The organism is Pseudomonas sp. QE6 (assembly GCF_041379005.1).
Taxonomy (GTDB): domain Bacteria; phylum Pseudomonadota; class Gammaproteobacteria; order Pseudomonadales; family Pseudomonadaceae; genus Pseudomonas.
The window spans coordinates 1,240,517-1,254,141 of the sequence record NZ_CP166873.1 but is presented as its reverse complement, the minus strand read 5'-3'; the positions used below and the strand labels follow the sequence as shown (position 1 = coordinate 1,254,141).

The window sequence follows — 13,625 nt, the reverse complement described above, 5'->3', positions numbered from 1 at the left end:
AACATGCGCCTGCGAAGTATCCAGACCCAACTCATCCTCAGCATGGGCGCTGCCCTGCTGATCAGCCTGCTCATCGTCCTCGGCCTGTATGCCGTGCTGGTCAATCGCCTGAGCGAGCGCTACCTGCTCGAACAGGCCCTGCCAGCGAGCATCCAGGCAATCGCCAACGATTTCGAACGACGCCTCACCGGGCCGATCACCGCCGCCTCCGGCATCGCCGAGAACACCCTGGTGCAGGACTGGCTGGCCGCCGGCGAAAGCCCGGAACGGCTCGCCGAATTCACCCGTTACCTGGGCGGCATCCGCGCCTCGCAGAAAGCCTTCTCCGCGTTGATCACCTCCAACGCCAGCGGCGCCTATTACAGCGACAAGGGCAAGGAGCGCACCCTGAGCCGCAGCGAGCCGAAGGACAGCTGGTACTTCCAGTTCATCGACAGCGGCAAGCCACGCATGTGGAATATCGACACCGACGGCGGCACCGGCGAACTGGCGCTGTTCATCGACCAGCGCGTGGAGCGCGATGGCAAGCTCCTGGGCATCGCCGGGCTGGGCCTGGAGATGCGCGAGCTGTCGGCGCTGATCCGCGACTTCCGCTTCGGAGCGTCCGGGCGCGTGTACCTGGTGAAGAACGACGGCCAGGTGCAGATCCACCCCGACCCGTCGTTGCCCAAGGGCCGCACCCTGGACGATCTGCTCGGCGCCCAGGCGGCGGCCGCGCTGCTCGGCAAACAGGGCTTCCAGAGCGCCCGTTTCGAGCGCGACGGCGACGACTTCCTGGCTGCCAGCCTGCCCTTGCACGACCTTGGCTGGACCCTGGTGAGCGAAGTGCCGGAGGCGGAAATCTACGCCGACGCCCGCGAAGCGCTGGCCTTCTCGGGCCTTGCCGGCGCGCTGGTGGCGCTGGTCTGCCTGGCGCTGGTGGTGCTGATGGCGCGCAGCCTGGTGAAACCGATTCGCCAGGTCACCGGCGCGCTGCTGGACATCGGCGCAGGCGGTGGCGACCTGACCCGCCGCCTGGACGACAGCCGCGCCGACGAGCTGGGCGACCTGGCGCGCGGCTTCAACCGCTTCCTCGAAGGCCAGCGTGCGCTGATCGGCGCCGTGCTCGCCACCAGCCAGCGGCTGCTACAGACGGTCGGCGAAGTGGCGCGGGTGGTGGATAACACCGCCGAACGCGCTGGCCGCCAGCAGGAGATGACCGACATGGTCGCCACGGCGGTCAACGAAATGGGCAGCACCGTGCAGGAGATCGCGCGCAACGCCGAACAGGCGGCCAGTGCCTCGCAGCAGGCGCGGGAAGAGGCCGGCGAGGCGCGGCGGGTGGTCGATGGCTCGCTGCAGCTCGGCCAACGCATGTCCGGGGAGATCGGCGAGGCCGCCAGCGCGGTGGGCCAGCTGGCCGACCAGGTGGCGAGCATCGACCAGGTGCTGGCGGTGATCCGCGGCGTGTCCGAGCAGACCAACCTGCTCGCCCTCAACGCCGCTATCGAGGCGGCGCGGGCCGGCGAACTGGGCCGTGGTTTTGCCGTGGTGGCGGACGAGGTGCGCACCCTGGCCAGCCGCACCCAGGGTTCCACCGACGAAATCCTCGCCATGATCCAGCGGCTGAAGAACGGCGCCGAGGTTGCCGTGCGCTCGATGCACTCCGGCCAGCAGGCCACCGGCCAGAGCCTGACCGCCAGCGAACAGGCCGGAGTCTCGCTGGGCGCCATCGCCGACCAGGTGGAACGCATCAGCGACATCAACCACCAGGTGGCCACCGCCACCGAGGAGCAGTCTGCGGTGACCGAGGAGATCAACCGCAACGTGCAGGGCATCGCCGACCTGGCCCATGCCACCACCCGCGAAGTGCAGCACGGCAGCGAGCAGTGCCGCGAGCTGCGCGCCCTGGCCGACGACCTGGCGCGGCAGATGGCGCAATTCCGCTTGTGAGCCCCCGGCGCCGGCCTCCGCGCCGGCGTCTTTTCCCCAAAGTTACCCACAGGCTGGCGGGACCCCTGGTTCCGCGCAACCTGCTTGTCAGTGAGCCTTGCTGATCGATCATCGCCCCGGACGAGCAATGATCGGGCCCGAATAGCGCACAGATTACCCACAAATTGTTCAGAGCTTTTACACCGGGTTCTCCACTGCCACTGAACATTCGCTCGAAAGGTCCGAGCCCAGTCGCTCCGGGAGCTGCATAAGTTCACTGAATGATTCGGCGGCCGCCGGATCAGGAAAATCCGGGCAAATCTGCCAACAGCTTTTCCACAGCTTGTTCAAATAATGTCCAGCGCCTGCCGGCGCTTTTGATCAAAAATCGAGCAACCCGCCCAAGACCACGATTCATCCGGGCAGGCGGCGTCGAACCACAGGTTATCCACAGGCGGTTCCACGGCGATTGGGGAGAAGCTTCAGGTGTCCAGCGATTGCGCCTGGATACGGCCCCGGCTGAGGTCGCTGACCAACCGCTGCAGGGCATCCACCTGGGCCGTGGGCAGGTTCAGCGTCAGCTGTACGCCATTGGCGCCGAAGGCCTCGTCTTCGATGGTGGCGCCCAGGGCCAGCAGGCGCGCCTTGAACAGCGCGTGCTCGGCGAAGCTGCACTCGAAGGCCAGCCGGCTGCTGGGCACCAGCTCCACGCGCGGCGCGTCCTGCAGGCATTTCGCCGCGCAGCCGCCGTAGGCGCGGGCCAGGCCGCCGGTGCCGAGCTTGATGCCGCCGAACCAGCGGCTGACCATGACCACCACGCGGTCCATGTCCTGCCCCTCGATGGCCACCAGCATCGGGCGTCCGGCCGTGCCGCCGGGTTCGCCGTCGTCGCTGAAGCGGTACTGGTTGCCCAGCTTCCAGGCCCAGCAGTTGTGCCCGGCGCTGGCGTCGCGGTGGGCGGCGAGGAAGGCCAGCGCCTCGGCCTCGCTGGCGATCGGCGCGGCAACGCAGTGGAAGCGGCTCTTGCGGATATCTTCCTGGTAGAGGGCGGGCGCGGCGAGGGTGAAACTCATGCCGTCGCCGGCGGTGTCAGGCCGCAGCCCTTGAGGATGATGCGGATGAGGTTGTCGCCGGCCTCGCCGAAGTCCTGCCTGGACATGCGCTTGCGGCCGGTGACGAAGGCGATCTGGGTGGCGAAATCGGCGTAGTGCTGGGTGCTGCTCCAGATCAGGAAGATCAGGTTCACCGGGTCGACCGGGTCCATCTTGCCAGCGGCGATCCAGGCCTGGAACACGGCGGCGCGGCCGGCGAACCAGGTGCGGTAGTCCTGGCTGAAATGCTCGGTCAGGCACTCGCCGCCGCTGATGATCTCCATGGCGAACACCCGCGAGGCCTGCGGGTAGCGGCGGGAGAACTCCATCTTGGCGCGGATGTAGGCAGCCAGCGCGGTGGCCGGGTCGTCGTCCACGGTGAGATGGTTGAAGGTGCTGTCCCACAGGTCGAGGATGTTGCTCAACACCGCCACGTACAGCCCCAGCTTGTTGCTGAAGTAGTAGTGCAGGTTGGCCTTGGGCAGGCCGACGCGCTGGGCGATGGTGTTCATGCTGGTGCCCTTGAAACCGTGACGGGCGAACTCTTCCTCGGCGGCCGTGAGGATGGCTTCTTCGTTCTTCTGGCGAATGCGGCCGGCGGGCTTGTCGCCGTTCTGCACGGTATGGGCGGGCACTTGGAGGGTCATGGGGCGAGTCCACGTCTACGGGGGGCGCAGCATGGATAACCCAGGCAGGGCGGGCGATTCAAGCGCTCGTCGGAGAAAATGAGTGGCAATGCGCCATGCGGGACCGCGGACCCCGCCGCGTGGCGGGGCCCGGCGAGCCGTCAGAAGTGGTACTTGACCAGTGCGCTCATGGTGTTCTGGTCGGTGGTGAAGTACTGGGAATCCTTGATGCCGTACTTGTCGGACCAGTAGTCGTACTCGATACCCACGTACAGGTGCTTGGCCTCGTAGCCCATGGCCTTGCCCAGGTCGTACTTGATCTGCGGGTTGAAGTGCAGGTTGGCGTGGTAGTCGCTCTGGCCGCGCTCGCTGGAGCTGGCGTCCTTGTTGTTGACGACCCAGTCCATGAAGCCGTCGAACAGGATGTCGGAGTTGCCCACCGGGATGGTGATGGCCCACGCCGGGGTGATCTGCCAGGCGCCGGAGGGTACGCGGTTGCCGTCGGGCTTGCGGTAGTAGAAGTTCAGCTGGAAGTAGTCGAAGCCGGGCAGGGCCAGGTCGAAGCCCGGGCCGAGCAGGTAGGACTCGACGTCGCCTTCACCGAACTCGTAGGTGCTGGCCAGCAGCACGTCCTTGACCGGGCCGAAGGACAGGTCGGTGCCGGTGAGTTTGCCGAACGACAGGCGCGGGCTGAACTCGCCGTAGTAGCTGTTCTTGCCGTTTACCGAGCTTTCCTTGCCGTTGTAGTTGATCTGGTCGACGAAGAACCAGATGTCGCCCCAGGTCCAGGCGCTCGCACTCTCGAGGGTGAAGGTCTGCTGGATCGGCGGATCGACCTTGTAGTTCTTGCCCCACAGGTAGCTCAGGCTTTCGTTGTGCCAGATCAGCGGGCCGTCGTTGGAGGCCGGAGCCGGAGTCAGGTCTTCACCGCCGGCCATGGCTTGGCCGGCCGCCAGCAGCCCGCTGGCAAACAGCAGGGATGCGAGAGTGCGAGTCATGCGTTGCTCCTAAATCAGTGCAGTCGAATTACGTTTTTAGTTGTCAGCGGAACCTGTCCTGTCGGTCAGGTCTGGCCTGGGAAAGCAAGATTGGCGCCAAACCTGACCGAGCGCTCCATTTTTATGCCGGATCCATGATCGATCCGTGCTTTTTGCGTGGTCCCCGCAGGGACGGCGGACACTCTCAAGCCGGCTCTGGGTCGGCAATTTTCTGACCCACGAGACAACTTTTCCGGATTCCAGGGCAGCCTCGCGCCATTCAGGTGCAGACTTTGGCGATCACCAGGAAGAAAATTGGATACATGACAGATTTGTGTTGAATCGAATCAATTCAAATTGTGTATACAACTCTTCTGTAGGAAATCTACACAGTGCCCCGAGGGAAACATCACGCATTTTTTCGGGCGCGAATGATGCCAGAGGCGGGCACGCGCCACACCTGAAGATTGCGCCGGACTGCCGGGCGGTTGCGTTACCAGACGGCGATATGGGCGTCGGTGCGCGGCTCGGTGCCGCCACAAAGAACCCCGCTCACCGGGTCGCGCAGGACGATCTGGCCGCGGCCATAGGTGGTCAGGTCATGGGCCACTTCCACATGGTGGCCACGCCGCGTCAGCACCGCCGCCAGGCTCCGCGGCGCGTGGTATTCGATGCCCACGCGCTTGTCCCCCAGCCACTGCCAGCGCGGCGCGTCGAGTGCGGCCTGGGGGTTGAGGCCGAAGTCCACCAGGTTCATCACCATCTGCACGTGCCCTTGCGGCTGCATGTAGGCGCCCATCACGCCGAACGGGCCGAGCGGCACACCGTCCTTGCTGAGGAAGCCGGGAATGATGGTGTGGAAGGTCTTCTTCCCGGGGCGCAGGGCGTTGACGTGCTGCGCATCGAGGCTGAACTCGGCGCCCCGGTTCTGCAGGGCGATGCCGGTGCCGGGTACCACCACGCCGGAGCCGAAGCCGTGGTAGTTGCTCTGGATGAAGGAGACCATGTTGCCCTCGCCGTCGGCGCAGGCCAGGTACACGGTGCCAGCGGATTTCGGCTTGCCCGGATGCGGCTCCAGCGCCCGCGCGCCGATCAGTTCACGGCGGCTGGCGGCGTAGTCGTCGCTGAGCAGATCGGCCACGCTGACGCGCATGCAGTCCGGCTGGCCGATGTAGGCGCGGCCATCGGCGTAGGCGAGCTTCATCGCCTCCACCTGGCGGTGCCAGGTTTCCGGGCTGTCGCGGTCGCCGAAGTCGAAGCCCTGGAGGATGTTCAGCGCCATCAGCGCCACCAGGCCCTGGCCGGCGGGCGGGATTTCCCAGACGTCGTAGCCGCGGTAGTTCAGCGAGATCGGTTCGACCCACTGCGGCCGGTAGCCGGCCAGGTCATCGGCGCGCAGGTAGCCGCCGCTGCGCTCGGCGTGAGCGGCGATGCTGCGCGCCAGCTCGCCACGGTAGAAGCTTTCGCACTGGCTTTCGGCAAGGGCCTGCAAGGTGTCGGCCTGGGCCGGATTGGCGAATAGTTCGCCGGCGAAGGGGGCACGGCCGTCGAGGAGGAATTCGTCGAACCAGGTCTGCAACTCGGGATGTTGCGGCCGCGCCGTGCGGAACTTGTCCAGGCCGCTCTGCCAGAGGCCGGCGATCACCGGCGAAACCGGGAAACCGTCGCGCGCCAGTTCGATGGCCGGCGCCAGCAGCTCGGCAAACGGCAGGCGACCGAAGCGCCGCGACAGTTCGGCCCAGGCCGCCGGGCAGCCCGGCACGGTCACCGGGGTCCAACCGTACAGCGGCATCTTCGAATGGCCGGCGGCCTGCACCGCCTCGATGCTCAGCTTCTGCGGCGCGTGGCCGCTGGCATCCAGGCCGTAGAGGCGGTCCTTCACCCAGACCAGGGCAAAGGCGTCGCCGCCGATGCCGCAGCCGGTGGGCTCGACCACCGTCAGCGCCGCCGCCGTGGCGATGGCCGCGTCGATGGCGTTGCCGCCGCGCCTGAGCATGTCCAGCCCGACCTGCGCCGCCAGCGGTTGCGAGGTGGCGACCATCCCGCGACGGCCGAAGACCAGCGAGCGCTGCGAGGGATAGGGGTACTCCTGGGCGGAAAAGCTGAGCATCGACGACCTCCGGATACGGCTTGAGACGGCAGGGTAGCCCTGCCAGACTTCGTCAGCTAGCGACATACACCCAAGATATACCGATGAAAGGACAAGCTCCCGAACTGCAACGCCTGATCCCGGTGCTCGAACGCCTGCCCCGGCCGGTCTACGCCCGCGCCGAGCGCCTGCGCGCCGGTTCCTGGACCAGCAAGCACCATCACGCCTGGGTGCAGCTGTCCTACGCCATCAGCGGCGTGCTCGGCGTGCATACCGCCGAGGGCAGCTTCTTCGCGCCGCCGCAGCGGGCGATCTGGATTCCGGCCTATCTCGACCATGAGGTGGTGACCTCGACCCAGGCCGAGATGCGCAGCCTGTACATCCGCGACGATGCCTGCGAATGGGCGCCGGACCGCTGCCGGGTGCTGGAAGTGACGCCGCTGGCCCGCGAGCTGATCAAGAGCTTCTGCGAGCTGCCGGTGGATTATCCCCAGGGCGACAGCCCCGAATCGCGGCTGGTGGAGGTGCTGCTGGACCAGCTGCGCACCCTGCCGGAAGTCGCCTTCTCCCTGCCGATGCCGCAGGAGGGCCGACTGCTGCAACTGTGCCAGGCGCTGATCGACCAGCCCACCGACAACCAGACCCTGGGCGACTGGGCGCAGCGCATCGGCACCTCGGAGAAGACCCTGTCGCGGCTGTTCCAGCGCGAGACCGGGATGACCTTCCGCCTCTGGCGCCAGCGCCAGCGCCTGCTCGCCTCGCTCGGTTCGCTGGAGGCCGGCGACAGCGTCACCGCCGCGGCGCTGGATTGCGGGTATGACTCCACCTCGGCGTACATCGCCTCGTTCAAGGGGTTGTTCGGGTTTACACCCGGAGACTTGTTCCGGCAGCGGTAGGGCATCCAGCAGCGTTTTCCTCGGATGGGTGGAGATTGCGATCCCCATCGGCCGGGAATGATAGGTATCGCTTCGCTCCACACCATCCTACGGCTCCTCACATCGGCGGATTTCCGCTCACCACCCTCGCCCATCGGCATTCCTTCGCCTGCCCAAATACCTTCTCGAAACGCCGGAACCCTTCTGCCACGGGGCTTTCGCGCCTTGGCACGCTGCCTGCTATCGCCCTGCTCACTGCGCCGCCCTCGCGGCGCGCCGGCGTGCCGTTCCGTAGTCCGCACGCCTGACGACAACAACGACAAGAGGAATACCCATGGATAGCGCAAGCGCCGTCTCCGCTTCTGCCGCACCTCGTACGACTTCCCAGCGCATCAAGTCGATCTTCAGTGGCTCGGTGGGCAACCTGGTCGAGTGGTACGACTGGTATGTCTACGCCGCCTTCTCGCTGTACTTCGCCAAGGCATTCTTCCCCCAGGGCGACATGACCGCCCAACTGCTGAACACTGCCGCGATCTTCGCCGTGGGCTTCCTGATGCGCCCGATCGGCGGCTGGCTGATGGGCATCTACGCCGACCGCAAGGGCCGCAAGGCGGCGCTGCTGGCCTCGGTCCTGCTGATGTGCTTCGGCTCGCTGATCATCGCCCTGACCCCCAGCTATGAAACCATCGGCGTCGGCGCCCCGATCCTGCTGGTGCTCGCGCGCCTGCTGCAGGGCCTGTCGGTCGGCGGCGAGTACGGCACGTCCGCTACCTACCTGAGCGAGATGGCCAACAAGGAACAGCGCGGGTTCTTCTCCAGCTTCCAGTACGTGACCCTGATCTCCGGCCAGCTCATCGCCCTGGCAGTGCTGATCGTGCTGCAGCAGACCCTGACCACCGAGCAGCTGGAAAGCTGGGGCTGGCGTGTGCCCTTCTTCATCGGCGCGCTGTGCGCGGTCGTGGCCATGTTCCTGCGTCGCGGCATGGAAGAGACCGAGTCCTTCACCAGGAAGAAGGAAGAGCCCAAGGAAAGCCTGATCCGCGCCCTGCTGCGCCATCCAAAGGAAGTGCTCACCGTGGTCGGCCTGACCATGGGCGGCACCCTGGCCTTCTACACCTACACCACCTACATGCAGAAGTACCTGGTGAACACGGTGGGCATGAGCAAGACCGACTCGACCATGATCTCGGCGGCCACCCTGTTCCTGTTCATGCTGCTGCAGCCCATCGTCGGCGCGCTGTCGGACAAGATCGGCCGCCGCCCGATCCTGATCGCCTTCGGCGTGCTGGGCACCGTCTTCACCTACCCGATCCTCAGCACCCTGCACACCGTCACCACCTGGTGGGGCGCGTTCTTCCTGATCATGGCCGCGCTGGTCATCGTCAGCGGCTACACCTCGATCAACGCCGTGGTCAAAGCCGAGCTGTTCCCCACCGAGATCCGCGCCCTGGGCGTGGGACTGCCCTACGCGCTGACCGTGTCGATCTTCGGCGGCACCGCCGAGTACGTGGCGCTGTGGTTCAAGAGCATCGGCATGGAGAGCGGCTTCTACTGGTACGTCACCGCGTGCATCGCCTGCTCGCTGCTGGTCTACGCGACCATGAAGGACACCCAGAAGCACTCGAAGATCACCACCGACTGATTGGGCGACTTGCCCTGGCCCCGGCGCACACTCTCCGGGGCTTTTTATCCACAAGGCCCGGCTCATGCCGGGCCTTGTCGTTTGCGCGTTTGCTCTTTGTAGGAGCGAGCTTGCTCGCGAACCGATTCCTCAGCGGGGCTCGTTCGCGAGCAAGCTCGCTCCTACAAGGGCTGGTACCTCGCGGCGTGGGTTATCCTTCCCTATCCCTTCCCCACCGGAGCCCCGCCATGACCCTCCCGAAATCCGCCCTGATCATCGGCGCCTCGCGTGGCCTCGGCCTGGGCCTGGTGCGTGAACTGCTGGACCGTGGCTGGGACGTCACCGCCACCGTGCGCGACGTCGTCCACCCCGGTGAGCTGGCCAACCTGCCGGTGCGCGTCGAACCGCTGCTGCTGGACGACGTGCACTCCCAGGACCGCCTCGCCGAGGCCCTGGCCGGCGCGCACTTCGACCTCGTCTTCATCAACGCCGGCATCTACGGCCCACCGCACCAGTCGGCCATCGACGCCAGCCTTGCCGACATCGGCCAGCTGTTCATGGTCAACGCCGTGGCGCCGCTGCGCCTGGCCGAGCGCCTGCTGCCGCGCCTGGACGGCGAACGCGGCGTGCTGGCCTTCATGACCTCGGAGCTGGGAAGCGTCGCCGGTAACGAATCCGGCGGCATGGCGCTGTACCGCGCGAGCAAGGCGGCGCTCAACTCGCTGACCCGCAGCTTCGTCGCCGAACTGGGGGAAACCGGCATCACCGTGCTCAACCTGCACCCCGGCTGGGTGCGCACCGACATGGGCGGCGAAGCCGCGCCGCTGGATGTTCCGACCAGCGTGAAAGGCCTCGCCGATCAGGTCGAAACCCACGCCGGCCGTGGCGGCCAGTTCTACCTGGACTACCAGGGAACGACGATCGACTGGTGACGAAGCGTCCCGGCGGCGTTACCATGCGCCCACGTCTGACCTCCGGGTCAACGAACCTGGATCAGCAGACAGGGTGAACACTGAGCTGGCTCTCTCATCAATGGAGCCGGCTCGCCTCACACGGCGGCTCCGCCCAACGAGGAATCACTCATGCCTTCTACCCGTCTCTGGCTGCGCAATCCGCTCGCCGTCTTCACTGCCAACGATCAGGACGCCCGCGGCGGCATCGTCGTGCAGGACGGCCGCATCGTCGAACTGGTCGCCGCCGGCCAGCAGCCCAAGGCTCCCTGCGAGCAGACCTTCGACGCCAGCCAGCACGTGCTGACGCCCGGCCTGATCAACACCCACCACCACTTCTACCAGACCCTCACCCGCGCCTGGGCGCCGGTGGTGAACCAGCCGCTGTTCCCCTGGCTGAAGACCCTCTACCCGGTATGGGCGCGCCTGACCCCTGACCAGTTGGGCGTGGCCACCAAGGTGGCCCTGGCCGAGCTGCTGCTCTCGGGCTGCACCACCGCCGCCGACCACCACTACCTGTTCCCCGATGGCCTGGAGCAGGCCATCGACGTGCAGGCCGGCGTGTTTCAGGAACTGGGCATGCGCGCCATGCTCACCCGTGGCTCCATGAGCCTGGGCGAAGCCGACGGCGGCCTGCCGCCGCAGCAGACCGTGCAGAGCGCCGAAGCCATTCTCGACGACAGCCAACGCCTGATCCGCGAGTACCACCAGCGCGGCGACGGCGCCCAGGTGCAGATCGCCCTGGCGCCCTGCTCGCCCTTCTCGGTGACCCCGGAAATCATGCGCGCCAGCGCCGAACTGGCCGAGCGCGAAGACGTGCGCCTGCACACCCACCTCGCCGAAACCCTCGACGAGGAAGACTTCTGCCTGCAGCGCTTCGGCCAGCGCACCGTGGACTACCTGGACAGTGTCGGCTGGCTCGGCCCGCGCACCTGGCTGGCCCACGGCATCCACTTCAACGACGAGGAAATCCAGCGCCTGGGCGCGGCCGGCACCGGCGTCTGCCATTGCCCCAGCTCGAACATGCGCCTGGCCTCGGGCATCTGCCCGACCGTGGCCCTGGAAGAAGCCGGCGCGCCGGTGGGTATCGGCGTGGACGGCTCGGCCTCCAACGACGCCTCCAACATGATCCTCGAAGCCCGCCAGGCCCTGTACATCCAGCGCCTGCGCTACGGCGCCGAGAAGATCACCCCGGAACGCGCGCTGGGCTGGGCGACCAAGGGTTCGGCCAAGCTCATCGGCCGCAGCGACATTGGCGAACTGGCCGTGGGCAAGCAGGCGGACCTGGCGCTGTTCAAGCTCGACGAACTGCGCTTCTCCGGCAGCCACGATCCGCTTTCGGCGCTGCTGCTGTGCGGCGCCGACAAGGCCGACCGGATCATGATCGGCGGCACCTGGCGGGTCATCGACGGCGAAGTCGAAGGCCTCGACCTCAAGCGCCTGATCGCCGACCACACCCAGGCCGCGCGCAAGCTGCTCGGCACCCTGTAAGCCGTAATTGGTGAGGCGCGGCGGAACGGCTGGCGGATAGGTCGCCGGCCATTCCCCCGCGCCTCATTGCTCACTCAAAACGGACGGCTACCACTCAGGCTGATGCGTTTGAGGCGCCGCCGCTCGCTGGCCGGGAACGCGTTGCGCGCATGCAGCGTGGCCTGGTTGTCCCACCAGACGATATCGCCCACTTCCCACCGGTGCGTGTAGCTCAGCTCCGGCCGCTGCAGGTGCTCGCGCAGCCGCTCGATCAGCGCCGCGCCCTGCCGCGGATCATGGCAGGGGATTTCCACCTCGGTGTGCACCGAGAGGAACAGCACACGCTTACCGCTCTCCGGATGGGTGCGCACCAGCGGGTGCTCGGTGCCCTGGATCGGCTCGATGTCCGGCGTGCGGTAGCGTACGAAGCCGCCGTTGTAACCGCCGTTCTTGAGACGGATGAAGGGGTTGTAGTTGATCAGCTTGAGCGGATCGATCTCGGCGCGGGTCGCCTCGTCCAGTGTCTCGTAGGCGCGCGCCAGGTTGGTGAACAGGGTTTCGCCACCGGTCTTCGGCACCTCCAGCGCGTAGAGGAAGGAGCCGGACGATGGCACTGGCGTCCACTGGTGATCGACGTGGGCCGGCAGGGCGAAATTGCCCAGCTCGCCGTCGCCGGTATTGGCCACCTTGACGATGTCCGGCGCCTTGCCGTCGGCGCCGGAGGAGAGCACCGGTACGTCCGCCGGCGGCTGGAACACCGCGCCGAACAGAGTGGCGAAGCGCAGGTACTGCTCGTCGTCGAGCTGCTGGTTCTTGAAGATCAGAATGTGGTGGTCGCGGTGGGCCTGCTTGATCGCCAGGATCTGCTCCGGGGTCAGCGGCTCGCGGGCGTCCAGGCCACGCACCTCAGCACCCAGCGGGGCGTCGAGGGGGACGATGGCGAAGGGTTCGGGGGTGGATTGCTTGAGGGCGGTGGATTGGGTCATGGGTACTTTCCTGTGAGTCCGTGCGATGCGGCCCTCACCCCGCCCTCTCCCAGAGGGAGAGGGCGGGGTGAGGGGCCCTGGTCAAACCTTCCTGATCGTCCGGCTACGCTGCCCGTCGATGCCCACCGGCACTTCGCCGGCCAGGGTCACGCGGCGCACGATGCGCGGTTGGGTGCCGTAATCGTCCACGGCATAGTGCTGGGTCGCGCGGTTGTCCCAGATCGCCACGTCGTCCGGCTGCCAGCGCCAGCGCACGGTGTTCTCCAGGCGGGTGACGTGGCTCTGCAGCACCGCGAAGAGGTGCGCCGAGTCATGCTGCGAGAGTCCCTTGAGGCGTTTGACGAAGTGCCCCAGCAGCAGCGTCCGCTCGCCGCTGACCGGGTGCACGCGCACCACCGGGTGCTCGGTTTCGTAGAGGGTCGAGGTGAACACCTTGCGGTATTCCTCCAGGCGCGCCGGATCGGCGTTCGGGCGGATGCCGGCATAGTCGTACTCGTTGCTGTGCACCGCCCAGAGCGAATCGGCCAGCGCCTTCAGTTCCGGCGTCAGGTCGTCGTAGGCGGTCGCCGTGTTGGCCCACACGGTGTCGCCGCCGGCCTCGGGCGCTTCGACGTTGCGCAGGATCGAGGCCTTGGGATAGGCCTCGACGAAGGTCACGTCGGTGTGCCAGGAGTTGGCGCGTCGGCCCTGGGCGCCGTCCAGCTCCAGCAGGTAACGGGTGCCCTTCTCCACCGGCACAGTGGGGTGCGCCACCGGCTCGCCGAGCAGTTGGGCGAAGGCTTCCTGGCCCGCGTCGTCGAGCTGGCCCTGGCCTCGGAAGAAGATCACCTTGTGCTTCACCAGGGCGGCCTGGATCGCCTCGACGGTGGCGGCGTCGAGCGTGCCGGAAAGGCTCACGCCACGGATTTCGGCGCCGATGCGGCCGGCCACCGGATGGATGTCGAGTTCGATGCCCGGTTGCGGAATGACTTGTGCTGCGTTGCTCATGTCGAAGTCCTCTTGCTTTGGCAATGGACCGCGCCGCTGCCG

The 13,625-nt window shown here is 66.8% G+C and carries 11 protein-coding genes and 1 pseudogene; 6 read left to right on the top strand and 6 right to left on the bottom strand.

Annotated elements, in window-relative coordinates; genetic code table 11:
• Positions 1-3 precede the first annotated feature (3 nt).
• Together ACAW63_RS05660 and ACAW63_RS05655 are read left to right on the top strand one after the other, a co-directional pair.
• Positions 4-1,017: pseudogene (locus ACAW63_RS05660) on the top strand (cache domain-containing protein); the annotation flags it as partial.
• A gap of 177 nt (positions 1,018-1,194) precedes the next feature.
• On the top strand, positions 1,195-1,932 hold the full coding sequence (locus tag ACAW63_RS05655; RefSeq protein WP_371234584.1) for a methyl-accepting chemotaxis protein: 738 nt from the start codon (positions 1,195-1,197) through the stop codon (positions 1,930-1,932).
• A gap of 461 nt (positions 1,933-2,393) precedes the next feature.
• Here ACAW63_RS05655 and ACAW63_RS05650 read toward each other — a convergent pair whose 3' ends face one another.
• From ACAW63_RS05650 to ACAW63_RS05635, 4 genes are all read right to left on the bottom strand, one after another.
• Positions 2,394-2,984: a YigZ family protein gene (locus tag ACAW63_RS05650; RefSeq protein ID WP_371232272.1), complete on the bottom strand. Its 591-nt coding sequence runs from the start codon at positions 2,982-2,984 to the stop codon at positions 2,394-2,396.
• Positions 2,981-3,649, bottom strand: coding sequence for a TetR/AcrR family transcriptional regulator (locus tag ACAW63_RS05645; protein WP_371232270.1), 669 nt, complete (start codon positions 3,647-3,649; stop codon positions 2,981-2,983). Before ACAW63_RS05645 ends, ACAW63_RS05650 begins: the two co-directional genes overlap by 4 nt.
• A 140-nt stretch (positions 3,650-3,789) precedes the next feature.
• Complete coding sequence (locus tag ACAW63_RS05640) at positions 3,790-4,626, bottom strand: outer membrane protein OmpK (protein WP_275609595.1); 837 nt, start codon at positions 4,624-4,626, stop codon at positions 3,790-3,792.
• Positions 4,627-5,098: 472 nt separating this feature from the next.
• Complete coding sequence (locus ACAW63_RS05635) at positions 5,099-6,715, bottom strand: gamma-glutamyltransferase family protein (RefSeq protein ID WP_371232269.1); 1,617 nt, start codon at positions 6,713-6,715, stop codon at positions 5,099-5,101.
• Between the two features lie 77 nt (positions 6,716-6,792).
• Between ACAW63_RS05635 and ACAW63_RS05630 the strand changes: the two genes are divergently transcribed.
• From ACAW63_RS05630 to ACAW63_RS05615, 4 genes are all read left to right on the top strand, one after another.
• Positions 6,793-7,590, top strand: coding sequence for a helix-turn-helix transcriptional regulator (locus ACAW63_RS05630; RefSeq protein ID WP_371234582.1), 798 nt, complete (start codon positions 6,793-6,795; stop codon positions 7,588-7,590).
• 313 nt (positions 7,591-7,903) lie between these two features.
• On the top strand, positions 7,904-9,211 hold the full coding sequence (locus tag ACAW63_RS05625; RefSeq protein ID WP_371232267.1) for an MFS transporter: 1,308 nt from the start codon (positions 7,904-7,906) through the stop codon (positions 9,209-9,211).
• A 227-nt stretch (positions 9,212-9,438) separates the two neighbouring features.
• Entirely contained in the window at positions 9,439-10,122 is a 684-nt protein-coding gene (locus ACAW63_RS05620) for an SDR family oxidoreductase (protein WP_371232266.1), read from the top strand.
• 150 nt (positions 10,123-10,272) lie between these two features.
• The gene (locus tag ACAW63_RS05615; RefSeq protein WP_371232264.1) at positions 10,273-11,631 is read left to right on the top strand and encodes an 8-oxoguanine deaminase; all 1,359 of its coding nucleotides are present in this window, start codon (positions 10,273-10,275) and stop codon (positions 11,629-11,631) included.
• Between the two features lie 74 nt (positions 11,632-11,705).
• On the opposite strand, the gene ACAW63_RS05610 is transcribed toward ACAW63_RS05615, so the two are convergent.
• On the bottom strand, positions 11,706-12,596 hold the full coding sequence (locus tag ACAW63_RS05610) for a TauD/TfdA dioxygenase family protein (protein WP_371232262.1): 891 nt from the start codon (positions 12,594-12,596) through the stop codon (positions 11,706-11,708).
• Between the two features lie 81 nt (positions 12,597-12,677).
• Entirely contained in the window at positions 12,678-13,583 is a 906-nt protein-coding gene (locus ACAW63_RS05605) for a TauD/TfdA dioxygenase family protein (RefSeq protein WP_371232261.1), read from the bottom strand.
• Between the last annotated feature and the right edge of the window lie 42 nt (positions 13,584-13,625).

Bases quoted from the DNA above. Each gene is read 5' to 3' on its own strand.
- ACAW63_RS05645 (WP_371232270.1), bottom strand. From the start codon at position 3,649: ATGACCCTCCAAGTGCCCGCCCATACCGTGCAGAACGGCGACAAGCCC.
- ACAW63_RS05610 (WP_371232262.1), bottom strand. From the start codon at position 12,596: ATGACCCAATCCACCGCCCTCAAGCAATCCACCCCCGAACCCTTCGCC.
- ACAW63_RS05620 (WP_371232266.1), top strand. From the start codon at position 9,439: ATGACCCTCCCGAAATCCGCCCTGATCATCGGCGCCTCGCGTGGCCTC.
- ACAW63_RS05650 (WP_371232272.1), bottom strand. From the start codon at position 2,984: ATGAGTTTCACCCTCGCCGCGCCCGCCCTCTACCAGGAAGATATCCGC.
- ACAW63_RS05615 (WP_371232264.1), top strand. From the start codon at position 10,273: ATGCCTTCTACCCGTCTCTGGCTGCGCAATCCGCTCGCCGTCTTCACT.
- ACAW63_RS05635 (WP_371232269.1), bottom strand. From the start codon at position 6,715: ATGCTCAGCTTTTCCGCCCAGGAGTACCCCTATCCCTCGCAGCGCTCG.
- ACAW63_RS05640 (WP_275609595.1), bottom strand. From the start codon at position 4,626: ATGACTCGCACTCTCGCATCCCTGCTGTTTGCCAGCGGGCTGCTGGCG.
- ACAW63_RS05655 (WP_371234584.1), top strand. From the start codon at position 1,195: ATGACCGACATGGTCGCCACGGCGGTCAACGAAATGGGCAGCACCGTG.
- ACAW63_RS05625 (WP_371232267.1), top strand. From the start codon at position 7,904: ATGGATAGCGCAAGCGCCGTCTCCGCTTCTGCCGCACCTCGTACGACT.
- ACAW63_RS05605 (WP_371232261.1), bottom strand. From the start codon at position 13,583: ATGAGCAACGCAGCACAAGTCATTCCGCAACCGGGCATCGAACTCGAC.